This window comes from Pseudomonas sp. UFMG81 (assembly GCF_015354575.1).
In the GTDB taxonomy this organism is placed as follows: Bacteria; Pseudomonadota; Gammaproteobacteria; order Pseudomonadales; family Pseudomonadaceae; genus Aquipseudomonas.
Genome location: NZ_JACAFQ010000050.1, coordinates 19,466 through 46,357, shown reverse-complemented (window position 1 = coordinate 46,357; position 26,892 = coordinate 19,466). Strand labels below are relative to the sequence as shown.

Annotated in this window: 19 protein-coding genes and 1 pseudogene; 9 read left to right on the top strand and 11 right to left on the bottom strand. The window is 65.3% G+C overall.

Annotated features, from left to right (window positions below; translation table 11 throughout):
* Positions 1-311 precede the first annotated feature (311 nt).
* Both IX761_RS25170 and IX761_RS25165 read right to left on the bottom strand, forming a co-directional pair.
* On the bottom strand, positions 312-1,688 hold the full coding sequence (locus tag IX761_RS25170; protein ID WP_194792200.1) for an OprD family porin: 1,377 nt from the start codon (positions 1,686-1,688) through the stop codon (positions 312-314).
* A gap of 90 nt (positions 1,689-1,778) precedes the next feature.
* The gene (locus tag IX761_RS25165; protein WP_194792199.1) at positions 1,779-2,678 is read right to left on the bottom strand and encodes a bestrophin family protein; all 900 of its coding nucleotides are present in this window, start codon (positions 2,676-2,678) and stop codon (positions 1,779-1,781) included.
* Positions 2,679-2,952: 274 nt separating this feature from the next.
* Between IX761_RS25165 and IX761_RS25160 the strand changes: the two genes are divergently transcribed.
* From IX761_RS25160 to cydB, 3 genes are all read left to right on the top strand, one after another.
* Positions 2,953-5,277: an FdhF/YdeP family oxidoreductase gene (locus IX761_RS25160; RefSeq protein WP_194792198.1), complete on the top strand. Its 2,325-nt coding sequence runs from the start codon at positions 2,953-2,955 to the stop codon at positions 5,275-5,277.
* Between the two features lie 98 nt (positions 5,278-5,375).
* Positions 5,376-6,767: a cytochrome ubiquinol oxidase subunit I gene (locus IX761_RS25155; protein WP_194792197.1), complete on the top strand. Its 1,392-nt coding sequence runs from the start codon at positions 5,376-5,378 to the stop codon at positions 6,765-6,767.
* Positions 6,768-6,781: 14 nt separating this feature from the next.
* Positions 6,782-7,798 (top strand): cytochrome d ubiquinol oxidase subunit II, encoded by a 1,017-nt coding sequence (gene cydB, locus IX761_RS25150; RefSeq protein ID WP_194792196.1) that lies wholly within the window; start codon positions 6,782-6,784, stop codon positions 7,796-7,798.
* A 209-nt stretch (positions 7,799-8,007) separates the two neighbouring features.
* On the opposite strand, the gene IX761_RS25145 is transcribed toward cydB, so the two are convergent.
* Complete coding sequence (locus IX761_RS25145) at positions 8,008-8,796, bottom strand: formate/nitrite transporter family protein (RefSeq protein ID WP_194792195.1); 789 nt, start codon at positions 8,794-8,796, stop codon at positions 8,008-8,010.
* Positions 8,797-9,092: 296 nt separating this feature from the next.
* Here IX761_RS25145 and IX761_RS25140 point away from each other — a divergent pair, with 296 nt between their 5' ends.
* Positions 9,093-10,031, top strand: coding sequence for a Dyp-type peroxidase (locus tag IX761_RS25140; RefSeq protein ID WP_194792194.1), 939 nt, complete (start codon positions 9,093-9,095; stop codon positions 10,029-10,031).
* A 94-nt stretch (positions 10,032-10,125) separates the two neighbouring features.
* Positions 10,126-10,818, top strand: a complete 693-nt coding sequence (locus tag IX761_RS25135) for a DNA-binding protein (protein WP_194792193.1) — start codon at positions 10,126-10,128, stop codon at positions 10,816-10,818.
* 10 nt (positions 10,819-10,828) lie between these two features.
* Here IX761_RS25135 and IX761_RS25130 read toward each other — a convergent pair whose 3' ends face one another.
* A complete protein-coding gene (locus tag IX761_RS25130) occupies positions 10,829-11,686 on the bottom strand; it encodes a CAP domain-containing protein (RefSeq protein WP_194792192.1) in 858 nt (285 codons plus the stop codon).
* Between the two features lie 249 nt (positions 11,687-11,935).
* On the opposite strand from IX761_RS25130, the gene IX761_RS25125 reads away from it, so the two are divergent.
* The gene (locus tag IX761_RS25125) at positions 11,936-14,098 is read left to right on the top strand and encodes a TonB-dependent receptor (protein ID WP_194792191.1); all 2,163 of its coding nucleotides are present in this window, start codon (positions 11,936-11,938) and stop codon (positions 14,096-14,098) included.
* Between the two features lie 168 nt (positions 14,099-14,266).
* Here the strand turns inward: IX761_RS25125 and IX761_RS25120 are convergent, their stop codons facing one another.
* From IX761_RS25120 to IX761_RS25100, 5 genes are all read right to left on the bottom strand, one after another.
* Complete coding sequence (locus IX761_RS25120) at positions 14,267-14,878, bottom strand: cell wall hydrolase (protein ID WP_194792190.1); 612 nt, start codon at positions 14,876-14,878, stop codon at positions 14,267-14,269.
* A 47-nt stretch (positions 14,879-14,925) separates the two neighbouring features.
* Positions 14,926-15,843, bottom strand: coding sequence for an AEC family transporter (locus IX761_RS25115; protein WP_194792189.1), 918 nt, complete (start codon positions 15,841-15,843; stop codon positions 14,926-14,928).
* Between the two features lie 351 nt (positions 15,844-16,194).
* A complete protein-coding gene (locus IX761_RS25110; RefSeq protein WP_194792188.1) occupies positions 16,195-17,058 on the bottom strand; it encodes a LysR family transcriptional regulator in 864 nt (287 codons plus the stop codon).
* Positions 17,059-17,163: 105 nt separating this feature from the next.
* Complete coding sequence (locus IX761_RS25105; RefSeq protein ID WP_194792187.1) at positions 17,164-18,012, bottom strand: ABC transporter permease; 849 nt, start codon at positions 18,010-18,012, stop codon at positions 17,164-17,166.
* The gene (locus IX761_RS25100) at positions 18,009-19,022 is read right to left on the bottom strand and encodes an ABC transporter substrate-binding protein (RefSeq protein WP_194792186.1); all 1,014 of its coding nucleotides are present in this window, start codon (positions 19,020-19,022) and stop codon (positions 18,009-18,011) included. Before IX761_RS25100 ends, IX761_RS25105 begins: the two co-directional genes overlap by 4 nt.
* A gap of 168 nt (positions 19,023-19,190) precedes the next feature.
* On the opposite strand from IX761_RS25100, the gene IX761_RS25095 reads away from it, so the two are divergent.
* Positions 19,191-21,080 carry a S8 family serine peptidase gene (locus IX761_RS25095; protein ID WP_194792185.1) on the top strand — a complete coding sequence of 630 codons (1,890 nt, stop codon included), beginning with the start codon at positions 19,191-19,193 and terminating at the stop codon, positions 21,078-21,080.
* Positions 21,081-21,191: 111 nt separating this feature from the next.
* Positions 21,192-23,108, top strand: a complete 1,917-nt coding sequence (locus tag IX761_RS25090) for a S8 family serine peptidase (protein WP_194792184.1) — start codon at positions 21,192-21,194, stop codon at positions 23,106-23,108.
* A 42-nt stretch (positions 23,109-23,150) separates the two neighbouring features.
* Here the strand turns inward: IX761_RS25090 and IX761_RS27765 are convergent, their stop codons facing one another.
* Both IX761_RS27765 and IX761_RS27760 read right to left on the bottom strand, forming a co-directional pair.
* On the bottom strand, positions 23,151-23,906 hold the full coding sequence (locus IX761_RS27765; protein ID WP_416366816.1) for a methyl-accepting chemotaxis protein: 756 nt from the start codon (positions 23,904-23,906) through the stop codon (positions 23,151-23,153).
* 102 nt (positions 23,907-24,008) lie between these two features.
* Positions 24,009-24,974: pseudogene (locus tag IX761_RS27760) on the bottom strand (HAMP domain-containing protein); the annotation flags it as partial.
* A gap of 586 nt (positions 24,975-25,560) precedes the next feature.
* Between IX761_RS27760 and IX761_RS25080 the strand changes: the two are divergent.
* The gene (locus tag IX761_RS25080) at positions 25,561-26,880 is read left to right on the top strand and encodes a Na+/H+ antiporter family protein (protein WP_194792182.1); all 1,320 of its coding nucleotides are present in this window, start codon (positions 25,561-25,563) and stop codon (positions 26,878-26,880) included.
* Positions 26,881-26,892: the final 12 nt, after the last annotated feature.

Here is a 26,892-nt window from a genome sequence, read left to right as displayed (position 1 = left end):
CATCTGTTTCGGGCCAGTTACTCCTGGCCCATCTCCACTGTCCGCCCTGTTTGTACGACGCGGTTTTTGCATGGACGCTACCGCCGCCCCACATGACTCAAGACATGCACCAAGGCGGACAGTGGAGACCTCACAGGATGGATTGGCCCGAAACAGATGTGGGAGCTGGCTTGCCAGCGATGCGCCGCGCGGGCGGCGCTCGATCTCAAGAGCGATGCAAGAACACCGGCAAGCCCTTGGTCGCCCTCATGCGATAGCGATCAGAACCTTGAAAGGAATGTCAGGAGCGAAGCCCTGACGCGCCAATCCCGTCACATCAACGGCACCGTATAACTCACAATCACCCGATTCTCATCCTGATCCCGCTGCGCCGCATAACCCTCCACGGTCCCGGCGGGCAACCCACTGCGCAGGCTGGCATTCTTCCACGCCAGCCCCAGCCCCTTGAACGGCCCGGACGGCGTGACATAGCTCAGCGCGATATCCCGCTCCCACTCGTCACGGTCAGCATGGGCCGTGTCGATCGAATTCCCCTTCAGATACAGCACGCTGAAGTTCAGCCCCGGCACCCCGGCAGCGGCGAAGTCGTAGGCATACCGCGCCAGCCAGGTCCGCTCCCCGGCCCGGTTGAACTTGAGCAACTGCGCATCGGTGACCAGGTAGGTGCTGGTGCCCTCGCCATCGCCCCGGTTCAAGTACGGGAAGTCGCTGTCACCGGTCAGCACCTGATACCCCGCCCCCAGGCTGTGCCCGCTCAGGCTGTAGGTGAACAGGCCGCTGTACACCTGGTTGTCCACCTCACCCTTGGTCACCTCACCACCGTAATAGCCACTGCTCAGGTAGTTGTCCCGGCGCCCGGCGGCGCTGGCATTCTTGCCGTCGCTGTCGCTGAGGAACACCCGCAGGTCGGTCTTCAGGTTGCCCGGCCCCAGCGGCAGGTTGTGCGCCAGGCCGAAGAAGTGCTGCTTGTAGAAGTCGTCCAGCTCGCCGTAGTAGTACTGCAGCAGCAACTGCTTGCTGGCTTTGTAGTCGGCGCCGGCGAAGTAGAAGTGGTTGCTGTCGCGGCTCTTGGCGGTGCTGCCATTGGCCCCGGCGATGCTCAGGGCGCGCAGGTCGGTGGAGTTGCGCCCGCGGGTGTGCTCCAGCTGGCCGGCGGTCAGGGTCAGGTTGGCGAAGTCGTTGGACGTCAGCTGGGTGCCTTCATAGGTCAGCGGCAGCAGGCGAGCATCGTTGGACACCACCACCGGCAGCTTCGGCTGCAGGGTGCCGTAGCGCAGCTCGCTGCGGGCGATGCGCATCTTCGCGGTCAGCCCGAGGCTGCTGAACTCATCCACCGCCGAACCATCGTGCTCCAGCGGGAAGATCGTGCCGGGCTGGCGCTCGACGTTGGCCTTGCCAGCCTTGCCGCCACCATCCAGGCGCACGCCCAGAAGGCCCAGGGCGTCGACGCCGAAGCCGACCGTACCCTGGGTGTAGCCCGAGGCGTAGTTGAGCATGAAGCCCTGGCCCCATTCGTTCTGCTTGCTCGGCGCGGCGCTGCCGTTGCGATTGTCGGTGTCGATGTAGAAGTTGCGCAGGGCCAGGCTGGCCTTGCTGTCTTCGATGAAACCAGCGGCGTGGCTGCACAAGGGCGCGAGGCTCGCCAGGGTGGCCAGGGAAACGGCCACGGACAGGGTGGTGCGTTGCATGGGGGCTGCTCCATTGTTGTGATGGGGTGACGCGCACGCGAACGCCGCCGGCCAGCGATGCTGGCCGGGGCGGGCAGGGTGTTCGGGGGGTCAGCTGAGGATGTGGTCCACCGGCTGCAGCGCTGGTGGCAGCTCGGTGCAGCCCAGGGCGCCGAGCACGTCGCGCTCCACGGTACGCACGATGGCATCCAGGGGCAGGTCGTTCTCGTCACGGCCGAACGGGTCTTCCAGCTCGTCGCTGATGGCATCCAGGCCGAAAAAGGTGTAGCTGACGATGGCGGTGAACAGCGGCGCCAGCCAGCCCAGCGGCTCGGCCATGGCGAACGGCAGCAGCACACAGAACAGGTAGATGGTGCGGTGCAGCAGCAGGGTGTAGGGGAAGGGCAGCGGCGTGGCCTTGATCCGCTCGCAGGCCGCCTGCGCCTCGGACAGCCCCTGCAGGCGCTGTTCCAGGGTCACGTAGCGCCATTCGCTGATCTGCTGGTATTGGGCCAAACGCGAGATGCGTGCGCCCAGCGATTGCAGGATGCCGTCGCTGAGGTTATGCGGCGGCAGGCTGGCGGCATCGCCGACCCAGGGCGTGGCGGCCCTGAGCTCGTCCTCGCCGCGCAGCCGTGCGCCGAGGGCATGGGTGTAGCCGCACAGTCCGCGCAGCAACAGGGCGCGCTGCTCGGGGTTGGCGATCACGCAGCTGGCACGGATGAACGAACGCACCTCGATGACCACCTGGCCCCAGGCCTTGCGGCCCTCCCACCAGCGGTCGTAGCAGGCGTTGTTGCGAAAGCTCATGAAGATCGACAGCGAGATGCCCAACAGGGTGAAGGGTGTGGCATTGACCTTGGCGTAGAAGGCCGGGTGCAGGGTCTCCACCAGCACGATCAGCGAGGCCAGCGCGCTGACCATCAGGGTGCGCCGGGCAATGCGCCGGGCAATCGACCCCTTGAGGGTGATCAGCACGTTCAGCAGGTTGGGTTTGGCGTGGACGATCATGGCAATACCCGCGGGTTCATCAGGCGAAGTTGGAGCGCGGCAGCAGACTAGAAAGTGCGGGTAACAGCGTCCAATCATATTTAATGACCAGGTGATCAAAAATACTTATCACGGCCGGTGATAGAGATTGCCAATGAAGTCTTAATTACTTTCGATTTGACGCTAGTGCACCGTGAAAATAGCCTGCACGGGTCAGCAGTGTCGAAGTTGATTGTTTGAACTCAATGAAACTTCGAACGTGTTAATTAGCCTGCCGCGACCAAGGGTGATCCTGATGAGCGACGAAGAACATATTAGAAGTTATAACGGACCGGCCGCCGGCTGGGGTGCGCTGATGGGCGTGACCAAGGCCTGGCTGGGCAGCGAGAACGCCGTCAAGAACGTTCGTGCGATGCTCAAGACCAACCAGAACAACGGCTTCGACTGCCCGGGCTGCGCCTGGGGTGAGTCGCCCGAGAACGGCATGGTCAAGTTCTGCGAGAACGGCGCCAAGGCGGTCAACTGGGAGGCCACCGGCCGTTCGGTCGACCCTGACTTCTTCGCCAAGTACAGCGTCAGCGCGCTGCTCGAACAGAGCGACTACTGGCTCGAGTACCAGGGCCGCCTGACCCATCCGATGCGCTACGACGCCAGCACCGACCACTACGTCGAGATCAGCTGGGACGAGGCCTTCGCCCTGGTCGCCAGGCACCTGAACAGCCTCGAGTCGCCCGACCAGGCCGACTTCTACACCTCGGGCCGGGCCAGCAACGAGGCGGCCTACCTGTACCAGCTGTTCGTGCGCAGCTTCGGCACCAACAACTTCCCCGACTGCTCGAACATGTGCCACGAGGCCAGCGGCCTGGGCATGGGTGAAACCCTCGGCGTGGGCAAGGGCACCGTGGTGTTCCATGACCTGGAACTGGCCGACGCGATCTTCGTCATCGGCCAGAACCCCGGCACCAACCACCCGCGCATGCTCGAACCGCTGCGCGAGGCGGTGGAGCGCGGCGCCCAGGTGGTGTGCTTCAACCCGCTCAAGGAGCGCGGCCTTGAGCGCTTCCAGCACCCGCAGCACCCGTTCGAAATGCTCAGCAATGGCTCCGAACCGACCAACACCGCCTACTTCCGCCCGGCCCTGGGTGGCGACATGGCGGCTTTTCGCGGCATGGCCAAGTTCCTTCTGCAGTGGGAGCGCGAGGCCCAGGCCAACGGCATGCCGCCGGTGTTCGACCACGCCTTCATCAAGGCCCACACCAACGGCATGGACGACTACCTGGCACAGGTGGACGCCACTTCCTGGGAGCACATCGTCGAGCAGTCGGGCCTGAGCAAGGCCGAGATCGAGCTGGCCGCGCGCATGTACCGCAAGGCCGAACGGGTGATCATGTGCTGGGCCATGGGCGTCACCCAGCACCGCCACTCGGTGCCGACCGTGCAGGAGATCGTCAACCTGCAGCTGCTGCGCGGCAACGTCGGCCGTCCGGGCGCCGGCCTGTCGCCGGTGCGCGGCCACAGCAACGTGCAGGGCGACCGCAGCATGGGCATCGACGAGAAGCCGCCGACCTGGCTGCTGGACAACATCCAGCATCGCTTCGGCATCGAGGTGCCGCGCCGCCACGGGCATAATGCCGTGCTGGCGATCCAGGCCATGGAAGCGTACCGCACCAAGGTGTTCATCGCCCTGGGCGGCAACTTCGCCCAGGCCACCCCGGATACCCCACGCACCCATGCGGCGCTGCGCAACTGCGAGCTGACCGTGCACATCTCGACCAAGCTCAACCGTTCGCACCTGGTCACCGGGCGCGATGCGCTGATCCTGCCGTGCCTGGGCCGTACCGAAATCGACATCCAGGCCGAAGGGCCGCAGGGTGTGACCGTGGAAGACACCTTCAGCATGGTGCACATCTCCCACGGCCAGCTCAAACCACGCTCGCCGCTGCTGCGCTCGGAACCTGCGATCATCGCTGGCATGGCCAAGGCCACCCTGGGCGACCGGCCGATCGACTGGGACTGGGTGGTGGCCGACTACGCACGCATTCGCGACCTGATCGCCGACACCATCCCTGGCTTCACCGACTTCAACGCGCGCCTGCAGCATCCGGGCGGCTTCTACCTGGGCAACGCCGCCGCCGAGCGCGAGTGGAACACCGCCAGTGGCAAGGCGCAGTTCACCGCCAGCCAGCTGCCGGCGCAACTGGTCAACGAAACGGTGCTGGCCCGTGGCGAGACGCCGGACTTGATCCTGCAGACCCTGCGTTCGCACGATCAGTACAACACCACCCTGTACGGCCTGGACGACCGCTACCGCGGGGTGTTCGGCCTGCGCGAAGTGGTCTTCGCCAACGCGGCCGACATCCAGCGCCTGGGCTTCGCGCCCGGTGACAAGGTGGACATGGTGTCGCTGTGGGAAGACGGCCTGGAGCGTCGGGTCAGCGGCTTTACCCTGGTGGCCTACGACATCCCCGCTGGCCAGGCGGCCGCCTACTACCCGGAGACCAACCCGTTGGTACCGCTGGAGAGCTATGGTGACCAGACCTTCACGCCGACCTCGAAGTTCGTCGCCATCCGCCTCGAGCCTGCACAGGCCGATGCCCTGATCCACGCCGTCAGCGCGTAACCCCGAACGCTTTCATCAATCGACTGCAGGCCCCTGGGTGTGCGGCGCCGTAACGGCCGCCGCCCGGGAGGGGCCTGCCTGTCCACAAGGATATCGTCATGTCGAATCTGAGTGCACTGGACCTGGCAAGGCTGCAATTCGCCTTCACGGTCTCGTTCCACATCATTTTCCCGGCCATCACCATCGGCCTGGCCAGCTTCCTGGCCGTGCTCGAAGGCTGCTGGCTGAAAACCGGCCACTCGGTCTACAAGGACCTGTACAAGTTCTGGTCGAAGATCTTCGCCGTCAACTTCGGCATGGGTGTGGTCTCGGGCCTGGTCATGGCCTACGAGTTCGGCACCAACTGGGCACGCTTCTCCGACTTCGCCGGCAGCGTGACCGGGCCGTTGCTCACCTACGAGGTGCTCACCGCGTTCTTCCTCGAAGCGGGCTTCCTGGGGGTGATGCTGTTTGGCTGGGGCAGGGTGGGGCGCAGGCTGCACTTCTTCGCCACGGTGATGGTGGCCATCGGTACGCTGATCTCGATGTTCTGGATCCTCTCCTCGAACAGCTGGATGCAGACCCCGCAGGGCATCGAGATCGTCGATGGCCGGGTGATGCCGCTGGACTGGTTCAAGATCGTGTTCAACCCGTCGTTCCCGTACCGCCTGGCGCACATGGCGCTGGCCGCGTTCCTCTCCACCGCGTTCTTCGTCTCGGCCTCGGCGGCCTGGCACCTGCTGCGCGGGCGCAACACGCCGCAGATCCGCAAGATGCTGTCGATGGGCATGTGGATGATCCTGGTGGCAACGCCGGTGCAGGTGGTGGTCGGTGACGCCCACGGCCTGAACACCCTGGAGCACCAGCCGGCGAAGATCGCCGCCATCGAAGGGCACTGGGAGAACAAGCCGGGCGAAGCCTCGCCGCTGGTGCTGTTCGGCCTGCCGGACATGGCCGCCGAAACCACCCGCTACAGCCTCGAGGTGCCGTACCTGGGCAGCCTGATCCTGACCCACAGCCTGGACAAGCAGATCCCGGCGCTCAAGAGCTTCGCCAAGGAAGACCGCCCCAACTCGACGATCATCTTCTGGAGCTTCCGGGTCATGGCCGGGCTGGGCATGCTGATGCTGGCCTGCGCCCTGCTGGCCCTGGTGCTGCGGCGCAATGGCGCGTTGTACCGTAACCGCGCCTTCCTCTGGTTCGCCCTGCTGATGGGCCCGTCGGGCCTGATCGCCCTGCTGGCCGGCTGGTTCACCACCGAAGTGGGCCGTCAGCCCTGGGTGGTCTACGGCATGCTGCGCACCACCGAGGCGGCCTCCAACCACAGCGCCATGCAGATGAGCCTGACCCTGGCGGCCTTCGTGCTCATCTACTTCTCGGTGTTCACCGTGGGGATCGGCTACATGATGCGCCTGGTGCGCAAGGGCCCATCCGCGCACGAGGAACTGCCGAGCCCCGACCAACCGGAATCGCTGGCCACCGCGCGTCGCCCGCTGTCCGTCGCCGACTGAGAAGGAACAGGCAAATGGCAATTCAAGGTATCGACCTTTCGGTCATCTGGGGCGTGATCATCGCCTTCGGGCTGATGATGTACGTGATCATGGACGGCTTCGACCTGGGGCTGGGGATTCTCTTCCCGTTGATCGGCGACTCCAGCGATCGCGACGTGATGATGAACACCGTGGCACCGGTGTGGGACGGCAACGAGACCTGGGCGGTGCTCGGCGCGGCGGCATTGTATGGCGCCTTCCCGCTGGCCTACTCGGTGATCCTCGAAGCCCTGTACCTGCCGCTGGTGCTGGTGCTGGCCGGGCTGATCTTCCGTGGCGTGGCCTTCGAGTTCCGCTTCAAGGCCCACCCGAGCAAGCGTCACCTGTGGGACAAGGCGTTCATCGGCGGCTCGGTGCTGGCGACCTTCTTCCAGGGCGTGGCCATCGGCACCTACATCAGCGGCATCCCGGTGGTGGACCGTCAGTTCGTCGGCTCCGGCTGGGACTGGGTGGCGCCGTTCCCGCTGTTCTGCGGTGTTGGCCTGCTGCTGACCTACGCGCTGCTGGGCAGCACCTGGCTGCTGATCAAGACCGACGGCATGCTCGAATCGCGCATGCGCCACTACAGCCGCCCGCTGACCTACCTGTTGGCGCTGGTGATCGTGGTGATCTGCGCCTGGACCGCCTGGCTGCATGACGACATCGCCCAACGCTGGTTCGGTGCCAGTCACTGGCTGCGCTCGGCATTGATCGCGGTGCTGGCGGTGGTGGCCGTGGTGGTGATCCAGAAAACCCTGCGCATGCGTCACTCGCACATGCCGTTCATTGCCGTGGTGGGGCTGGTGTTCCTGGGTTACCTGGGGCTGGCGATCAGCATCTGGCCGAACATCGTGCCGCCGAGCCTGACCCTGTGGCAGGCCGCCGCGCCGCTGACCAGCCAGCTGTTCGCGCTGATCGGGGCGCTGTTCATCATCCCGATCATCCTGGCGTACACCTTCTGGAGCTACCACGTATTCCGCGGCAAGGTGCAGCCGGGGGATGCCTACCACTAGGGTCTGTACGTAAAGTCTTGAGACGAAGGTCAGGCAAGGCGAAAACAGCCGAGGAAGCGGAGTTTACGGGTTGTAAATGAGCATTCCGAGGCTGTTTTCAACGCAGCATCACCGAGTATCAAGGCTTTTCGTACAGAGCCTAGCAGCTACGCCGGCAAGCCGGCGCCTACCACTGTTGCGTAGGAGCCGGCTTGCCGGCGAACCCCGCCTCACGGTAATGCGGCCTGTTTCTCCATCGGGGCGCCGAACGATACGTAATACGCAAGCCCGACGAAAATCGCCCCGCCCACCGCATTGCCCAAAAACACTGCCACCAGGTTCTCCACCAACTGCATCCAGCTCAGGTAGCCGGCGAAGATCGCTGCCGGGATCAGGAACATGTTGGCCACCACGTGCTGGAAGCCGATGGCGACGAAGGCCATGATCGGGAACCAGATGCCGAGGATCTTGCCGCTCATTTCACGGCTGGCATACGACAGCCACACCGCCAGGCACACCAGCCAGTTGCAGCCGATGCCGGAGACGAACGCATGCAGGAAGTCGGCGTTGACCTTACTGGTGGCCGCCGCCAGGGTCTTGCCCAGGTAGGGGCCTTCGGTCAGCCCCAGCAAATGGCCGAAGCAATAGGCCACAAACAGCGCTCCCAGCAGGTTGGCTGCGGTCACCAGCAGCCAGTTGCGCGCCACCGCGCCCAGGCTGATGCGCCGGGCGAACAGGGCCAGCGGCAGGCTCATCATGTTGCCGGTGAGCAGCTCGCCACCGGCCAGGATCACCAGGATCAGGCCGATGGGGAACACCGCCGCGCCCAGCAGGGTGCCGAACGAGGCCCATGGCGCGGGGATCATGGTGCTGACGTGGATCGCCAGGAGGAACCCCAGCGAGATGAACGCACCGGCGAGAAAACCCAGGATCAGGGTCGCGCGGGTGGGCAGTTGGGCTTTCTTGGTACCGGCTTCGATAACAAGTTCGGTGATCAGGGCGGGGGCATTGACGGACATTTTTGCAACTCGAACGCGTGAGCGACGGCACGCCAGGCGTAACCGCGGTCGGGGTTGGACAGGAGCGGGAAGTGCAGCAGGGATAAGGTGACAGGCAGTTTCGAGATAACTTCGAAGACGCGTGCAAGTTATATGAGGCAAATTGCCGCAGTCAAATCGATAGGTTGGATGAGTTGATAGATCTCATCTATGACCTGCGCTGCGAACAATAACCTGTGCTATACCGAACAGGTTCGTCAAGTTGCTCGCATTAGTGAAACCCCAAGTTCAGAACGTGTATTGAAGGTAAGACTTAAATGGATGCTCAGGCGATTGAACCCCAGGCCGTCGACAGTCCGGTCACCCGCAGCGCGATCTTCCTGGTGGCCACGCTGAATCCTGAATCAGACAGCCGCGACACCGTGCGCGCCCTGTGCGACGACCTGGGCGGCCTGGTGCGCTCGGTGGGCAAGCGGGTGCCGTCGGGCAACCTGTCATGTGTCATCGGCTTCGGTGCGGCGGTCTGGGAAGGGCTGTTCGGTACGCCGCGACCCGCGGGCCTGCATGCGTTTCGCGAGTTCGACGGCGGTAAGCACAAGGCGATCGCCACGCCGGGTGACCTGCTGTTGCATATCCGCGCCGAGCACATGGACCTGTGCTTCGAGCTGGCCGCGCTGGTGGTCAAGCGCCTCGGCCAGGCGGTGACGGTGGTTGATGAAGTGCAGGGTTTCCGCTATTTCGACATGCGCAGCATTATCGGCTTCGTCGACGGCACGGAGAACCCCGGGCCACGGGATGTGGCGCGGTTCACCCTGGTCGGCGACGAAGATCCGGCATTTACCGGCGGCAGTTATGTCCTGGTGCAGAAGTACCTGCATGACATGGCCGGCTGGGAGGCGTTGTCCACGGCCGAACAGGAGCGTGTCATCGGCCGCACCAAACTTGCCGATATCGAACTGGACGAATCGACAAAACCCAGTAATTCCCACAGCGCATTGACCACGCTGGAGGAGGGCGGCCAGGAGATCAAGATCCTGCGCGACAACATGCCCTTCGGCCGCCCGGGCGCGGGTGAATTCGGCACCTTTTTCATCGGCTACGCCCGTTCGCCGGCACCGATCGAGCAGATGCTGGAAAACATGTTCGTCGGTAAACCCCCAGGCAATTACGACCGCCTGCTGGACTTCAGCCGTGCGGTAACCGGTGGGCTGTTCTTCGTGCCGCCGGTGGACTTCCTCGAAAGCCTCGGTGATTGACGCGCTGCGCACCTTGAATTCCCCTGGCCGCAGGTTCACTATTCGCCGGTTTTGAACGGTACGTAGCACGGTACGAAATCAGCGGAGTGAAACGATGGCCCGGGTTGGCGTCAGCAAGGCAATGGTAGAGCGGGCGCGCGATGCGTTGATGGCCCGGGGCGAGCACCCGAGCATCGATGCGGTACGTATCGAGCTGGGCAACACCGGCTCCAAGACCACCCTGCACCGTTACCTGCGCGAGCTGGCCGAGACGCCGACAGGCGAAGGCACGACGACCCTGAGCGCGCCCCTGGCGCGGCTGGTGGAGCAGCTGGCGGCGCAGTTGCAGGCTGAAGGGCGGGCGCGGATCGATGCCGCAGAAGCGGGGTTGCGTGCGCAGCTCACGCAGTTGCAGGGGCAGTTGGCCGCCAGGGATCGGCAGCTTGGCGCACTCGAGGCCAAGCACCAGGAAGCGTGCGCGGCCCTGGAGCACTACCGCGTCGCCAGCGGCGATCAACGCGAACAACGCGAGCAGGAACAGCGCCGCGTGCAGACCCAGGTGCGCCAGTTGCAAGGGCAACTGCAAACCTTGCAACAGGGGGCACTGGCCCGGGACGAGGAGGCGACCCGCCTGCACCGCGATAACGCAAAACTGCTGGCCGAGCAGCGCCAGGCCACCGCGCAACTACGCCTGCTGGAGCAGCAACTGGAGCAGCGCGACGCCCAGGTGCAGGGTTTGCGCGCCATGCTCGCCCAGGTTCAGGGCGCCAGTGACGAGATACGTCGGCAACTGGCGGCCAAGGCCTGACGTCAGTGGGTTATTGCGCCGCGCCGAACAGCCCGGTCCAGTAGATCCCCGCATCGCTCTTCGGGTCCACCGCGTAGGCGGCGCCCATCTCACGGAAATCCGCGTTCATCAATGTGGCGCAATGGCCGGGGCTGGCCAGCCAGCCATCGACCACCTTGCGCGCCGAGTCGCGCCCGGCGGCGATGTTCTCGCCGATCTGCCGGTATTGATAGCCTGCCAGCTCCGCACGGTCGCCCGGCGTGCGGCCGTCGCGGTCGATATGGTCGAAGAAGTTCTGGTTGGCCATATGGCGTGTGTGGTCGGCGGCCACCCCGGCCAGGGTGGTGTTCCAGGCCAGCGCCGGTGCTGCGGGGTAGGGCTGGCCGCCGCACTGGCGCGGCACCTTGCGCGCGGCATTGACTTCTTGCAGCAGTTTCTGCCCCTCGGCCTGCCAGTCGCCCAGGCGCCCGCTGAGCAGCGGCCGGGCGAGCACGATGCGCCAGTCGCGGCCTTCCTGGCTGACGCCGATATCGACGAACTGCGGGTCGAGCACCACCTGGCAGAAGCTTTCCTCGATGGCCTTCATCGCCGCCTTGGCATCGCGCGGGCCAGACAGGCTGATGGCCTGCACGTTGACCATGGGGTAGGCGGCGCGGCTCATGGCCTGCTGCAGGTCGCGGGTGCCTTCCGGCGACAGCGCCAGGCGGGTGTCGCTGTTGAGCGGCGGCAGCTCCAGCGAGGCTTCGCCACCACAACGCTGGGCCTGGCTGCGGTAGACGTTGATCGTATCGATCAGTTGCGCCTCCTCGCCGGTGAGGGCCTGGGCGCCATTGGCGGCGAACAGGCCCAGCGACAGGCCGATAAGGCAGGCAACGGATGGGACGCGCATGTGGATCTCCCTGTGACTGGCAGCGTCAGGTGGTGCGCTGCTCATCCTACACAAGCGCAAGGCTTTTGGCCCGGCGATGTGTGGGACCGCGCTGATGGGTGAGCGCGGCAAAAGAGGGGGTAGACCGCTGGTCGGCAAGAAAGTGCGATCGTTTGGTAATAATTCGCAACATCAGCTAGAAACAACACTCGATCACCTTAAGTTTCTCATCCGCCAGGAAGGCCCTCACTCACCACCGGGAGCCGTTTCATGGCACGTGCGTATCAATCGACCCTGCTCGCCGTCTGCTGTTCCGTTGCGTTCAACGGCCATGCCGCCGATGGCGCCATTGAACTGGACCCCACCGCGATCAATGCCGAGGCGGCCAAGCCCGCTGCCAACGAGCCGCCCGAAGCCTTTGCCGGCGGCCAGGTGGCACGTGGCGGGCAGATGGGCATATTGGGCAACCAGGACATGATGGACGTGCCGTTCACCATGACCAGCTACACCTCGCAGCTGATCGAGGAGCAGCAGGCCGAGGACATCGGCGACGTGCTGCTCAACGACCCCTCGGTGCGCCAGTCGTTCGGCTTTGGCAACCAGTCGCAGGTCTTCGTCATTCGCGGCCTGCCGCTCAATGGCGACGATGTGGCGTTCAACGGCCTGTATGGGGTGCTGCCACGGCAGATGATCTCTACCGACGCGGTGGAGCGGGTGGAGGTGTTCAAAGGCCCCAACGCCTTCCTCAACGGCGCCAGCCCCACCGGTACCGGGCTGGGCGGCAACGTCAACCTGCAGCCCAAGCGCGCCGGCGACGTGCCGACCCGCCGCTACACCCAGGACATCAGCAGCGACGGCCGTATCGGCGAGCACCTGGATATCGGCCAGCGTTTCGGTGCCGACAACCGCTTCGGCGTGCGCCTGAACCTGTCCCAGCGCGAGGGCGAGACCGCGGTCGATGACCAGGACCAGCGCAGCAAGCTGTTCGTCGCCGGGCTCGACTACCGGGGCGACAACTTGCGCCTCTCCGGCGACTTCGGCTACCAGAAGCAGCGGGTCAACCACATGCGCAACTCGGTGCGCCTGGGCGCCGGCCTCACCGATATTCCGCGTGCGCCCGATGCCGACCACAACTACGGCCAGGACTGGGCCTGGACCGAGACCGAGGACACCTTCGGCATGGTCCGCGGCGACTACGACTTCAACGACAACTGGAGCGGCTACCTGGCCGGCGGCGTCAAGCACACCCACGAGAATGGCTTCTACGGCACGCCGATCCTCACCGACGCGGCCACCGGCGATGCCACTATCGGCGGCTCGAAGATCCCGCACAACGAAGACAACACCACCTTCATGGCGGGCATCAACGGCCGTTTCCAGACTGGCCCGGTCAGCCACCAGTTGAACCTGGGTGCGGCGAGCATCTGGACCCAGCAGGAGAACGCCTTCGTCTTCTACAACTCGCAAGACACCAACATCTACCACACCGACCCGCTGCCCAAACCGACCACCCCGACCTTCACCGGCGGCAAGCTGGACGACCCGGGCGTGACCGGCAAGACCCGCAACCGCAGCCTTGCGTTGTCCGACACCATCGGCTTGTTCGACGACAGCCTGCTGCTCACCGTCGGCGTGCGTCGCCAGCAACTGCGGGTTGAGGGCTACGCCTACGACAATCCAGGACCGGACCTTGGGCGCAACGCGTTCTATGACGAAGCGGTCACCACCCCGGTGTACGGCATCGTCTATAAGCTCAACCCATCGATCTCGCTGTACGCCAACCGCATCGAAGGCCTGGCCCAGGGCGCGACGGCCTCCGGCCAGGTGATCAATGCCGGTGAAGTGTTTGCGCCGGCCAAGACCAAGCAGGTGGAGGCCGGGGTCAAGCTCGACTACCAGAGCTTCGGTGCCAACCTGGCGGTGTTCCGCATCGAGCGGCCCACCGACGGCTTCGTCGAGGGCAATCTGTTCGTCCAGGATGGCGAGCAGGTCAACAAGGGCTTGGAGCTCAGCGTGTTCGGTGAGCCGCTGCAGGGCCTGCGCCTGATGGCTGGCGGTACGCGCATGGACACGGAGTTGAAGAACACCCAGGGCGGCAACAATGACGGCAATCATGCCGTCGGGGTGCCCACCTTCCAGCTCAACGCCAGCGTCGACTGGGATGTGCCGGGGCTTGAAGGCGTGGCGCTCAACGCGCGCATGCTGCGCACCGGCGGGCAGTACGCCAACCCGGCCAATACCCTCAGCCTGCCGACCTGGAACCGCTTCGACGTGGGCGCGCGCTACCGCTTCAAGGTGCAGGAGAAGGCGGTGACGCTGCGGGTCAACGTGGAGAACCTGACCGACAAGAACTACTGGGCGTCGGCCAACGGTGGCTACCTGACCCAAGGCGATCCACGGTTGGTGAAGTTCTCCGGGAGCATTGATTTCTAGGGCCGCGTTGTGACCCATCATCTGTAGGAGCGGCCTTGTGCCGCGAACGGGCTGTGAAACAGCCCCGGCAATCTTGAAGCGTATTTGAAATCCTGGGGCTGCTGCGCAGCCCTTTCGCGACACAAGGCCGCTCCTACAAAAAACAGTGCGCCCACCTGAAAATGTGCGTCAGCGCGCCAGCGCCTGGTTGGGCTTGTAGAACAGAAAATGCGTGGTCTGCGCCGTCTTGCGGTAGGTCTTGGCCCAGTCGGGGTGCACGGTGCGGTCATGGAAGTACAGCGCACCGCCGGTGGGGTCCTTGAGCTGCTGGTTCAGCGCCTTGCGCGCGATCTCCTTGGCCACCCCATAGCGTTGTTCTTCCTCCACCTGATCCGGGCGCCCGTCGCACCACCAGGAGAACTGGCAGCTCTTGCTCTCCACACCCTGCTTGACCACCCCGCAGATGGTGTTTGGGAAACCCTCGTGGCCCAGGCGGTTGAGCACCACGCTGGCCACCGCGCTCATGTCCTCGGCGTCGGCGCCCTTGGCCTCCCAGTAGATGGTCCGTGCCAGGCAGGTGATGCTGTCGTCCATCGGCGCCTGCCCGGCCGGGTCGACGGCCTGCACTTCGGTGGGGGTGATGGTTTCCTGTTTTTTCGGTGGCGGCGCGTCTTCCACCACCTTCTTTTCCAGTTCCTGCGCCTTGTCTTCGGCAACCGCGGCCTTCTGGCTGTCGGCGGCGGTGAGCGGGCCTGCGAGCAGGGCCAGCGATAAACCGAACAGCATCCACGAGAGGCGCATGGCGGTGTTTCCGTGTGGTGGGCTGATCACAGTCTAGCCGTGCCGCCTCAATTCAGCGTCAGGCTCAGCACCAGGGGCAGGGTGACGGCGGCGGCCACGGTTTGCAGGGCGATGATGGTGGCCATCAACGGCGCATTGCCGCCCATCTGCCGGGCCATCACGTAGGACGACGAGGCGGTGGGCAGGGCCTGGAACAGCACCGCCACCACCGCCGCCTGGCCACCCAGGCCGAGCAAGCGGCACAAGCCCCAGGTGGTGACCGGCATGACCAGGAACTTGAACAGCGAGGCGGCCAGCAGCGGCTTGACCTGCTGCCCTAGGCGCGCCCCGCCCAGCGCCGCGCCCACGCACAGCAGGCCCAGGGGCAGGGCGGCCTGGCCGAGCGCCTTGAGGGTTGGCTCCAGCCCCGCCGGCAGGCCGATGCCCGTCACCCGCAGCAACAGGCCACCGGCGCAGCCAACGATCAGCGGGTTGGCGAAGATCGCCCTGAACACCGTGGCGGGCGAGCTGTGACGGGCGCTGAAGCGGGCGAACACCAGCACGCAGAGCAGGTTGACCAGCGGCACGATGGCGGCGTTGGCCACCGCCGCCAGGGCGATCCCGGCGCTGCCGTAGAGGCCGGCGGCCAGGGTGGCGCCGATGTAGTTGTTGAAGCGCACACCGCCCTGGAACACCGAGGTGAAGTCGGCGCCGTCGTGGCTGGCGGCCCCTTGGTAGAGCACCAGCAGCAGGGCGCCGAGCAGGGTGGAGAGCATCAGCACGCCGACCATGCCCAGCACTGGCACGCCATCGAGGTTGGCGGTGGCCAGGCCGTGGAGGAACAGCGACGGCAGCAGCACGTAGTAGCTCAGGCGCTCGGCGCCGGGCCAGAAGTGTTCGGCGAGAAACCCGCGTACCCGCAGCCAGGCGCCCAGGGCGATGAGCAGGATGATCGGGACGAGGGTGGTGAGCAGCAGGTGGCGCATGGTCGGCGGTCCTTGGTCAGGTACCGGCACAGGGTAGCGGAGGGGAGTGCGCAGAAAAAAACGCTGTTTTCTGCAGTGACCGTTGAGAAAAACTTCATGGTTGCTGGGGCTGCTGCGCAGCCCTATCGCCGGCAAGCCGGCTCCCACATTTTGCGCGGTCTCTGTAGGAGCGGCCTTGCCGGGGCGCCGGACCGGTCGGAAAGGGCCGCAGAGCGGCCCCGACGATCTTGGGCGTATTCGAGATCCTGGGGGCGCTGCGCACCCCTTTCGCGACACAAGGCCGCTCCTACAGGTGAGGTGCAAGCTTGAGGGGGGCTTGCCGGTGATAGGGCGGCACAGCGGCCCCCGGGCTCACCCCTCCAACGCCGTGCGCAACACCGCACTCAAGTGCCGGCGCTGGCTTTTCTCATGCTCCAGCAACACCACCCGCCGGGTCAGCTGTGGCTCGCCGAACGGCTGCACACTGGCCGGCGGCAACCGGGCGAGGTCGTCGTCGCTCATGGGAATGATTGCCACGCCCAGCCCCATGGCCGCCATGCGCGCCAGCGCTTCCTGGCTGTCCAGCTCCATCTGTTCGCTGACTGTCAGGCGCTGGCGGCGCAGCTCCTGCTCGATCTGCCGCCCGGCCCAGGCGCGCTTGTCGAAACGCAGGAATGGCTGGCTGGCGAGTAGCTCGGCCACACCCTGGCCGGCCAGCTCGGGGCTGGCGATGGCCCAGAAACGGTCCTCGAACAGCGGCGTGTACTGCAAGCTCTGCGGATAGGGGCTGACCGGCTCGGTGGTGATCGCCGCGTCCAGCTCGCCATCCTCGACCCGCCGTGCCAGCTCCGCCGACATCCCCGACACCACGCTCACATGCAATTGCGGATGGTGCGCCTTGATCCATACCAGCGCCCGTGGCAGGCGCCGTGCCAGCACGGTGTGGATCGCGCCGATGCGCAGCCGCCCGCGCAAGGCCGGCCCGCTGGCGAGCGTGTCGGCCAGTTCGTCGTAGGCGGCGAGGATGGCCTCGGCGCGGGCCACGGCCAACTGCCCGGCCTCGGTCAGTACCACTTGCCGTCGGCTGCGGTCGAACAAGCTGACCTGAAGTTCGTCTTCCAGGGTCTTGATGTGCAGGCTCACCGCCGAGGGCGTGAGGCTGAGCAGGTCGGCGGCGCGGGCGAAGGTGCCGTGGCGGGCAATGGTCACCAGGGTGCGCAGGGCTTTGAGGGACACGGCGGTGGGTTCCGGGGTGGCGATTTGAGCTGCATTTTCTGGGCTGGCCTCATCGCTGGCAAGCCAGCTCCCCGCAAGGGAGTGGCTGATCCCGTGGGGCCTGGTTCATCGCCCAGGCCGGCCATAGGCCTGGCTGATACGGTCGATCACCATCGCCAGGGCGACGATCGCCAGCCCCGCCTCGACGCCCTGGCCGACATTGAGCGTCTGGATACCGGCCAGCACATCCTCGCCCAGCCCGCGGGCGCCGATCATCGAAGCCACCACCACCATCGACAGGGCCATCATCACCGACTGGTTGAGCCCGGCCATGATGCTCGGTAGCGCCAGTGGCAGGGCGATGCGCCGCAAGCGTTGCCAGCGGCCGGCACCCAGGCCGTGGGCGGCCTGCAACAGCGACGGGTCGATCTGTGCAAGGCCCAGCTCGGTCAGGCGCACCAGGGGCGGCAAGGCGTAGACCAGGGTGGCGAACACCGCCGGCACCTTGCCCAGGCCGAACAGCATCAGCACCGGGATCAGGTAGACGAACGCCGGCAGCGTCTGCATCACGTCCAGCAGCGGCAGCAGCAGGCGTCGGGCCAGTGGCCGGGTGGCCAGGAGGATGCCCAGCGGCACCCCGACCAGCACGCACAGGCCAGTGCTCACCAGTACCAAAGCGAGGGTCTGCAACAGCTTGTCCCACAGCCCCAGCACGCCGATCAGCGCCAGCAGCGCGGTCAGGGTCACGGCGCGCAGCAGGCTGCGGCTGGCGTGCCAGGCGAGCAGGCCGACCAGCAGCAACAGCAACCACCAGGGCAGCAGGCGCAGCAGGTGCTCCAGGCCCACCAGCAGTTGCAGCAACTGGTCGGAAATGCTGCGCAGATGATCGCCGTAGTGCAGCACCAGCCAATCGACCAGGCGGTTGATCGAAGGTGCGAAAGAAAGCTGCAGGGCTTCGGGGAAGCCGCCGCTCACAGGCCGGCCTCGACCTTGGCCGCGTTTTCGGCGGGCAGCCAGGCCTTCCACACCGCAGGGTTGTCACGCAAGAAGGCGAGGGCGGCCTCGCGCGGCGGTTGGCGGGTTTCGCTCATCAGGGCCAAGGCCTTGTTCAAGGTTTTGATGGGCAGGTCGACTTTTTCGAACACCGCGACCAGTTCGGGATGGGCGTCACGAAACGCCTTGGACACACCGATCGACAGCTTGGCCGGCAGCGAACGGCTGCCTTTGGGGGCGGGGTTGTTGGCATCGGTGAGGGTGGCCCAGGCGGCCGCGTCGAACGGCGGCTCTTCCAGCCGCACCAGCTCGTAGCGGCCCATCAGCGGGGTCGGGCTCCAGTAGTAGAACAGCACCGGCTGGCCGCGGCGGATCGCCGAGCCTATTTCGGCGTCCAGCGCCGCGCCGGAGCCGCTGCGGAAGTTGTTGTACAGGCCGTCCAGGCCATAGGCCTTGAGCTTCTGGCTGTTGACCGTCTCGGAGGTCCAGCCGCTGGGGCTGTTGAGGAAGCGACCCTTGCCGGGCGCCTCGGGGTCCTTGAATAGCTGCGGGTAGCGCTTGAGGTCGTCGACGCTGTGCAGGTCCGGGGCCAGTGCCTTGAGCTGGCGCGCCGGGTCGCCCTTGATCACGTAGGCCGGCACCCACCAGCCTTCCTCGGCGTTTTTCACCGTGTCGCCCAGGGCGAACACCTGGCCGGCCTGTTCGGCCTTGACCCAGGCGGGGCTGCGCCCGGCCCATTCCTCGGCGATCACTTGCAGGTCGTTGCGGGCCAGCGCCACTTCCATGCTCACGGTGCTGCCGGGCAGGGTGTCGGTGGGCAGCCCGTAACCCTTCTCGACGATCAGGCGCAGGATCTCGGTGGTCAGTGCGCCGCTTTCCCAGCCGATGGCGCCGAAGTGGATGGGGGCAGGTTCTGCGGCGGCTGCCGTGTCGGTGCTGGCCAGGCCGAAGGCCAGCAGCAGGCTGGCCAGCAAGGTGGGGAACTTCTTCATCGACGCCTCGTGGGTTGCCGGTCCGTGAGCCGGCAAGTGTAGACCAGCGGCTCAGGCGGCATGTGGGCAGGGAATCGCTTCTGCCTGCCGCGGCTGGCACGCCAATGCGAGCATCGAGGTTCAGGCGCATTTAGGTGCGCCATTTTTCACCCACCAAGGATGGATGTCATGGATAACGACCTGAGCTTCTTGCATTACCGCAATTTTAGTTTTGACCGCTTTCTGTTCGTACGCTGCATGGGCGTCGATCTGGGCAAGGTCAAGCATGTCCGCTATGTGCTGCGCAAAATCGAAGGCGGCAAGCCCCGACGCCTCGATGATCACATCGCTCGCGCCCAGGCCGACAGTGGCGCGCTGGCCGACTACGGTTGCCCGGTCACCTTCCGCACCACCGACTTGGACGGGCAATTTTCGGTTACCCCGACCGTGACCTGGCTGGACAGTGTTGGCGGCGGTAGCCAGGCATTCGCCCCCCTGCTGTTCGACATTCAGCCGGGGGAGTCCAATCGCAAGATCCTCGACAAGGTACCGCTGGATGGTTCCATTGCTCGACGCAAGCGTGAAGCGCCTGGGGCAGGGGGCAAGTTGCCGGCGGCCTTCGAGCTGCACCAAGGCCCGCTGGTAGGTCACACCGAAATCAATCGCAGGCCGGCGCTCGGGCCGTTGCTGGTCAAGTTCGCCGCAGGCGGCGCCGAGCGCTTCGCGGCAGACCTGCAAGCGCCTTCCGACAGCGCGGTGCTGCGCCTGTGGCCAGGGCTTGCCAGTATCATTCACTGGCAAGCCTGTTTCGAGCAGGCCGCAGGCAGCGAGGCGCTGGCGGGCTACTACCGTATCGAGCAGCCCTCAAGCATGCTCAACGATACCTTCATCGCGCTGGGCAGGAGTCTGGCAGGGCTGGACTATGTCGAAGGCGTGCACCTGCAGCCTGACGCCGAAAGCGACCCGTACGTGTTCCTGGCGGCCGCCGCCGGCCTGGCGACCTTGTTGACCGGCACCGCCGTGGTGCTTGGTAACCGAGCCGAGGAGAACGCCAGGCCGACATCCGATTACGAACACCTGCAGACCTACCTGGATGCGCCTGGGCCGCAGACCAAGGGCCTCAATATTCGCAGGGCTTGGGCACAGGACGTGAAAGGCAAGGGGGGGCGCGTGCACCTCACCGATGGCGGCCTCAGTCCGAACCATGAAGACTTGCGTGGCAACCCCTTGATTCACCTGGTCGAGTCGCAACCCAACGACGATCCTGTGCATGGCACCGCGTCGGCCGGGATCCTGGTGGCGAGCGCGAACGGCCTGGGCGCGACCGGCATATGTCATGAGTCGGCGCTGTACCTGTATCAAAACCGGGCGCCGACGCAAACGACGTTGCAAGCCCTGATGCAGCAGGTGATTCCGGGCGATGTTGTGGTGTTCAACCGGGAAGTCGCGGATCCCCTCGCCCCCGATACGCGCCTGCCAACCCTGCATTCGTGGCTCTGGTGGGATGCAATGAAGCAATTGGTGGAACGCGGAGCGGTGGTGGTCTGCGCTGCTGGCAATGGCCACAAGAAAAATGACCGGTCGACAGGCGCGGTGAGTGGGCGGGGGGTCGACCTGGGCAGCTGGCGCTATTTCGACAATCACGGTGATGCCGGTGCCATTGTGGTCGGAGCCTGTGAATCGCGGGATGGCACGCCTTCAGCATTCTCCAATTACAACTATCCCCACCGCATGCTCAATGCCTGGGGGGATGAAGTCGTGACGTTGGGCGCCGTCGTGGACCGCGATCTGCAGGACCTGTCTGGCACCGACAGGGATTACACCGATTACTATAGCGGTACGTCCGCTGCGACTCCGATGGTGGCCGGTGCATTGAGCCTGATCCAGTCCTATGCCATGCAGCAGCACCATATCTACCTCAACAGTGACCAGATGCATCTGCTGGTGAGTGCCAGCGGTTATCAGGATGCCACCTTGCCGCAACACGACACCTTGCCCATGGGCGTCAGGCCCAATGTGCATGGTGCACTCGACCTGCTCGATCGCATCCTGGGTGGTGGACGATTCCACAATCGTTGAATCGGCATGCCGGGTGAGATTTCGGTCAGGCGCCATTGCGCCGCGTTGGCGCCGACCCTCTCCCCGGGCGTCACAAACAATTGAATCAATCGCGCGACAAGGAGTTGCACGGTGAGTATCGATATTGGTTTCAACTACTTTCGCAATTTCCGCTTCGACGGCAAGTTGCATGTACGCTGCCTGGGCAAGGACCTGGGCAAGGTCGACAAGGTCCACTATGTGTTGCGCAGGGTTGACCCGCAGGGCCCCAAGCGCCTAGCCGACCAGACGGTGCAGTCCCATGTGCGCAGCGGCAAGCTGGCTGACCTGGGTTGCCCGGCGGTGTTCACCGTCACCCAGCTGTCGGGCCAGTACAGCATCACCCCGCGCGTTACCCTGACCCAGGCTGCGGGCGGTGGCGAGCAGAGCTTTGCGCCGTTGGTGTTGGTGATCGGCGAGGAGGAGGCTTCCCGGTCGATTCTCGACAAGGTGCCACTGGGCGGTTTCATCACGCGCGCCAAGCGCTCTGTCGAAAGCGCGGAGCAGGTGGGCACGGGCAGGGCGACATCATTCGATAGCCTGCTCGGGGGCCACCCGGCGATCAATTTGCAACCCGCATTGCCACCGCTGGTAGTCGAATTTTCAGCGGGTGGCTTCGAGCAGTTCCAGCATGATCTGCAACCCGAGTCCCGCTCACTGCTGGTGCGTCGTTGGCCAGGGATCGGGCGGCTGATCGTCGCGCGGCCCTACCACCCTGGGGGTGACCTGCCTGCCGCGCTGAAGTGCTTCTACCTGATCGAGCACCTGCCGAGCCTGCTCAATGACACCTACCTGGCACTGGGCAATACCCTGGCGGCACTGGACTATGTCGAGTCGGTGCAGTTGGAACCGACCTTGGTCGAGGGTTTCTCGCTGCTGCAAAGCATTGAGAAGCTCAGGCACTACAACGTGATGTTCGAACTGGGCCTGATGCTCGGCAACCGGCTGTTCCCCACGGCCACTGCCGAGGCGCCGACGCCCGATTTCGGCGCCTTGCAGACCTACCTGGATGCGCCTGGCAGCACCAAGCGCGGGCTGAACATCCGCAAGGCCTGGGCCAAGCAGGTAACCGGCAAGGGCGTGCGCGTGCACCTGGTGGACGGTGGCCTGTTCGCCCAGCACGAAGACTTGCGGCACAACCCAGACTTGCATGTCGTCGAGCTGGGCAACAACGATGACCCTCGGCATGGCACCGCATCGACCGGCATTCTCGTGGCCAATCCAGGCAAGCTGGGCATCACTGGGATTTGCCATGCCAGTGAAGTGCGTGTGCACCATGCCCGTGCGGAAAATGCCCAAGGTGAATTGCGGGTCCTGCGCGCGCTGCACGAACAGGTGGCGGCAGGCGATATCGTGGTGATCCCTCAGCAGCTGCGCGATCATGACTTGCCCGGCACCAATCTGCCTTTCGTGCACAACAAGATGTTCTGGACGCATCTGAAGCTGCTCGCCGAAAAGGGCGCGGTAATCGTCTGTGCGGCCGGCAACGGGCATGAAAAGGACGATGCGCGCAGCGGCGCGAAGAAAGCTACCGGGGTCGATCTGTCAGCGGGGCGTTTCCACATTGACCATGGTGAGGCCAACGTGATTCTGGTGGGGGCCTGCGACTCTGTCACGGGCAAGGCTCACACCGCTTCGAACCACCATTACCCCTACCGCATGCTCAACGCCTGGGGTGATGGCGTGGTGACCCTCGGCTTCGGCGACCTGCAGGACAAGCCTGGCAACGACAGGGACTACACGGCGCGCTACAACGGCACCTCCAGTGCCACGCCGCTGGTGGCAGGCGCGCTGTGCCTGATCCAGTCCTATGCCATGCAACAGCATCACCTCTACCTGGACGTCAATCAGCTGCACCTGCTGGTCATGCAGGCGGGGTACGAGGAGGCCACCGGCCCAGGCTCCGATGTGTTGCCAATGGGGGCCAGGCCGAACGTGGAGGGGGCACTGGTGCTGCTTGACCGGATTCTCGGCGGGGGGCGCTTCCATTCGCCCAAGAAGGAGCTGTGAGGCACGGTGCACGCGGCCGCTCCCTGGCCGCGTGAGGGTGGGTCAGACGCGGAACTGATCCATCAACCCTTGTTGCTGGTTGGCCAGGCTGTTCAGCGACTGGCTGACCCGCGCCGACTCGTTGGCCTGGCCGGAGAGCGACTCGGTGACATCGCGAATGGTGGCGACGTTGCTGTTGATCTCCTCGGCCACCGCGCTCTGTTCTTCGGCGGCGCTGGCGATCTGCAGGTTCATGTCGGTGATCACCGTCACCGCCTGGCCGATGCGTTGCAGCGCAGTGACCGCCTGGCCGACCTGCTCGACGCCGCCCTGGGCCTGGCGATGGCTGCTGTCCATGGCGCCGACCACTTCGCGGGTGCCGGCCTGCAAGGCCTCGATCACCTGACGGGTTTCTTCCACCGACTCCTGGGTGCGACGGGCAAGGTTGCGCACCTCGTCGGCGACCACCGCGAAACCGCGCCCGGCCTCGCCGGCGCGGGCGGCCTCGATAGCCGCATTGAGCGCCAGCAGGTTGGTTTGCTCGGCGATCGAGCGGATCACCTCCAGCACCGAACCGATCTTCTCGCTGTTGTGCGCCAGGCCCTCGACCTCGGCCATGGCATTGCTCATGTCGGCGGCCAGGGTGTCGATGCTGGTGGTAGTGCGCTCGATCACCGCCAGCCCCTCGCGGGTGGCCTGGTCGGCGTCGCGCGCGGCCTGGGCCGCCTGGGCGGCGCTGCGGGCGACGTCCTGGGCGGTGGCGCTCATCTCGTGGGAGGCGGTGGCCACCTGATCGACCTGGCGGTATTGCTGCTCCATGCCGGCGCTGGTTTCGGCGGCGATGGCCGCAGATTGGTCGGCGGTGCCGCGGGCGGCCTGCACCGAGCGTTTCACCTCGGCAATGGTCGGTTGCAGCTTGTCGAGGAAGCGGTTGAACCAACCGGCCAGCTCGCCCAGCTCGTCGCGCTTGTCGTATTGCAGGCGGCGGGTCAGGTCGCCTTCGCCACTGGCGATGTCCTTGAGCATGGCAGCCACACCGAGGATGGGCTTGGTGACGGTGCGGGCCATCAGCCACACCAGCAACAGGCCGGCGATGGCGGCGGCCAGGCCCAGGCCCAGCTCCAGCAAGGTGCCGCTGGTGTTGAGGGCGTCGAGTTCGTCCTTGAGGGCTTCGGCCGGGCCGGTGAGGGCGCTTTCCGGCACGTCCAGCAGCACGCCCCAGGGCTTGCCGCCGGGGATCGGTTCGAAGGCGGCCAGCACTTTCAGGCGCTGCTCGCCGTGCAGGATCTGCAGCTTGCCTTCGGCCAGCTTGCGCACCAGCTCCGCACCCTGGGCGACGTCCACCTGGTCCAGGCGCTGGGCCAGCTTGCCGGCGTCGGCGCTGTAGCCGGCGAGTAAACCGACCGGGCTGAGGATGCCGACCGTGGTACGGCCCTCGTAGAGGCCGCGGCTGGCCGACTCGCTCAGGGCCTGCAAGCTGTTGAGGTTGATGTCGATGGACAGGGTAGCGATCACCTTGCCGTTGTTCTTGAGCGGGAACACGATGCTGGTCATCAGCACGCGCTGGCCGTCGATGTCATAGAAGTACGGCTCGACCACGCACACCGTGCCGGTGCTGCGCGGGCAGGTCCACCAGGTGTTGGCCGGCTGGCCGCTGGGGCCTATCTCGGTGTTGGCCATGTCGTGCTCGGGCAGTGCCATCGAGGTCAGCTGGCCGGCGCGTGGTTGCGACCAGTACAGGGCGAAGCGCCCAGTCTCGTTGCTGCCCAGTTCCGCCTGCCCGGCGAACAGCTGGTCCTTGCCATCCAGCGCGCCTGGCTCGAATACCAGCGACAGGCCGAGCAGGTCGGGGTTGGCCTGCAGCGCGGCGCGCACCTGGGCGGTCATGTCCTGGCGCAGGTCGTAGGCGTCGAGGAAGCGCTTCTCGGCCTGTTCGCGCAGGAACAGCACCTGGCGGGCAAAGCCGGCACCGTACTGGTAAGCGTCCATGAACTGGCGGCGGATGTTCAGGGCCTGGACCTCGCCCTGGGACTCGATGCGCGACTGCGCGGCCTCGGTGAGCATCTGCATGCTGCTGGCCTTGACCAGGTCCGAGCTGTGGTCCATGCGGTACAGCGAAAGGCCGACCAGCAGGGTGACGATGCTCGCCAGGCACAGGCCGGCCAGCAGGGTGATCTTCCATTGGATGGAGAGTTGTCGCAGCAAAGGCATGGGGGCGGATCCCTTGTAATAGATTTGATGCTGCCGACTGTGTCGGCCTGCGCGGGGTTTTCTTTATTCAAACGTTCAATTTAATCCCGCGACTTTCGTCTATGTCCTACAGGAAGGTGCGGCACAGACGCTTTTGACTTCTGCTGGCCCGTGCTTCAGAGTGTGCGCCCTTCATAACAACATCCCCTGGTCCGGCCACTGCCTGCGTGCAGCTGTCGCCGGAACGCTCGCTTTTTGTCTGTCGTAAAGAGGTTTGCACACCATGAATGCAGTGATTGCCGCGGTCGGGATCATGCTGGTCTTGAGCCTGTCCCGCGTGCATGTGGTCATCGCCCTGATCGTCGGTGCCCTGGCCGGTGGCCTGGTCGGCGGCCTGGGTATCGAGGGTACGCTCAAAGCCTTCAACGGCGGCCTGGGGGGCGGCGCCACGGTGGCGCTGTCGTACGCGTTGCTCGGCGCCTTCGCCGTGGCCATCGCCAAGTCCGGTATGGCCCATGCCCTGGCCGACCGCGCCCTGGCGATGATCGACCGCCAGGGCCACGCCGACGGCGGCAAGGTGAAATGGCTGTTGATCGGCCTGATGCTGGTGGTGGCGGTGTCGTCGCAGAACATCCTGCCGATCCATATCGCCTTCATTCCGCTGCTGGTGCCGCCGCTGTTGTATGTGCTGACCCGCCTGCGCATCGACCGCCGGTTGATCGCCTGCGTGATCACCTTCGGCTTGATCACCCCGTACATGTTCCTGCCGGTGGGCTTTGGCAACATCTTCCTCAACGAGATCCTGCTGGCCAACGTCAGCCGTGCGGGTGTGGACGTGAGCGGGGTCAACGTCACCCACGCCATGGCCATTCCGGCGGCGGGCATGCTGGCTGGCCTGTTGCTGGCGGTGTTCTTCAGCTACCGCAAGAAGCGCGACTACGACCTGGCGCGCATCGAGCAGGTCGAGCAGGTCAGCGTGCAGTACAACCCGCTGACCCTGCTGGTGGCGGGGGTGGCGATCGCCGCGGCGTTCGTCATCCAGCTGTGGCTGGACTCGATGATCATCGGCGCGATGGTTGGCTTCCTGATTTTCTCGCTGTCGGGCATCGTGCGTTGGAAGGAGACCGATGGCCTGTTCACCGAGGGCATGAAGATGATGGCGATGATCGGCTTCATCATGATCGCCGCCTCGGGCTTCGCCGATGTGATGAAGGCCACCGGCGAGGTGAAGACCCTGGTCGAGGCCTCGGCGCAGTGGATCGACCACAGCAAGGGTGTCGGTGCGCTGCTGATGCTGCTGGTGGGGTTGCTGGTGACCATGGGCATCGGCTCGTCGTTCTCCACCGTGCCGATCCTGGCGGCGATCTTCGTGCCGCTGTGCGTGCAGCTGGGCTTCGACCCGGTGGCCACGGTGTGCATCGTCGGTACCGCCGGGGCGCTGGGCGATGCGGGTTCACCGGCTTCGGACTCGACCCTGGGGCCGACTTCGGGGCTGAACGTGGATGGCCAGCACCACCATATCTGGGACACCGTGGTGCCGACCTTCATCCACTACAACCTGCCGTTGCTGGCGTTTGGCTGGTTGGCGGCGATGACGTTGTAGGATTGACGCGCA

Excerpts from the sequence above, each read along its gene's own strand:
- IX761_RS25160 (WP_194792198.1), top strand. The coding sequence starts at position 2,953 with ATGAGCGACGAAGAACATATTAGAAGTTATAACGGACCGGCCGCCGGC.
- IX761_RS25125 (WP_194792191.1), top strand. The coding sequence starts at position 11,936 with ATGGCACGTGCGTATCAATCGACCCTGCTCGCCGTCTGCTGTTCCGTT.
- IX761_RS25130 (WP_194792192.1), bottom strand. The coding sequence starts at position 11,686 with ATGCGCGTCCCATCCGTTGCCTGCCTTATCGGCCTGTCGCTGGGCCTG.
- IX761_RS25140 (WP_194792194.1), top strand. The coding sequence starts at position 9,093 with ATGGATGCTCAGGCGATTGAACCCCAGGCCGTCGACAGTCCGGTCACC.
- IX761_RS25095 (WP_194792185.1), top strand. The coding sequence starts at position 19,191 with ATGGATAACGACCTGAGCTTCTTGCATTACCGCAATTTTAGTTTTGAC.
- IX761_RS25115 (WP_194792189.1), bottom strand. The coding sequence starts at position 15,843 with ATGCGCCACCTGCTGCTCACCACCCTCGTCCCGATCATCCTGCTCATC.
- IX761_RS25155 (WP_194792197.1), top strand. The coding sequence starts at position 5,376 with ATGTCGAATCTGAGTGCACTGGACCTGGCAAGGCTGCAATTCGCCTTC.
- cydB (WP_194792196.1), top strand. The coding sequence starts at position 6,782 with ATGGCAATTCAAGGTATCGACCTTTCGGTCATCTGGGGCGTGATCATC.
- IX761_RS27765 (WP_416366816.1), bottom strand. The coding sequence starts at position 23,906 with ATGGAGCAGCAATACCGCCAGGTCGATCAGGTGGCCACCGCCTCCCAC.
- IX761_RS25170 (WP_194792200.1), bottom strand. The coding sequence starts at position 1,688 with ATGCAACGCACCACCCTGTCCGTGGCCGTTTCCCTGGCCACCCTGGCG.
- IX761_RS25080 (WP_194792182.1), top strand. The coding sequence starts at position 25,561 with ATGAATGCAGTGATTGCCGCGGTCGGGATCATGCTGGTCTTGAGCCTG.
- IX761_RS25100 (WP_194792186.1), bottom strand. The coding sequence starts at position 19,022 with ATGAAGAAGTTCCCCACCTTGCTGGCCAGCCTGCTGCTGGCCTTCGGC.
- IX761_RS25165 (WP_194792199.1), bottom strand. The coding sequence starts at position 2,678 with ATGATCGTCCACGCCAAACCCAACCTGCTGAACGTGCTGATCACCCTC.
- IX761_RS25135 (WP_194792193.1), top strand. The coding sequence starts at position 10,126 with ATGGCCCGGGTTGGCGTCAGCAAGGCAATGGTAGAGCGGGCGCGCGAT.
- IX761_RS25120 (WP_194792190.1), bottom strand. The coding sequence starts at position 14,878 with ATGCGCCTCTCGTGGATGCTGTTCGGTTTATCGCTGGCCCTGCTCGCA.
- IX761_RS25145 (WP_194792195.1), bottom strand. The coding sequence starts at position 8,796 with ATGTCCGTCAATGCCCCCGCCCTGATCACCGAACTTGTTATCGAAGCC.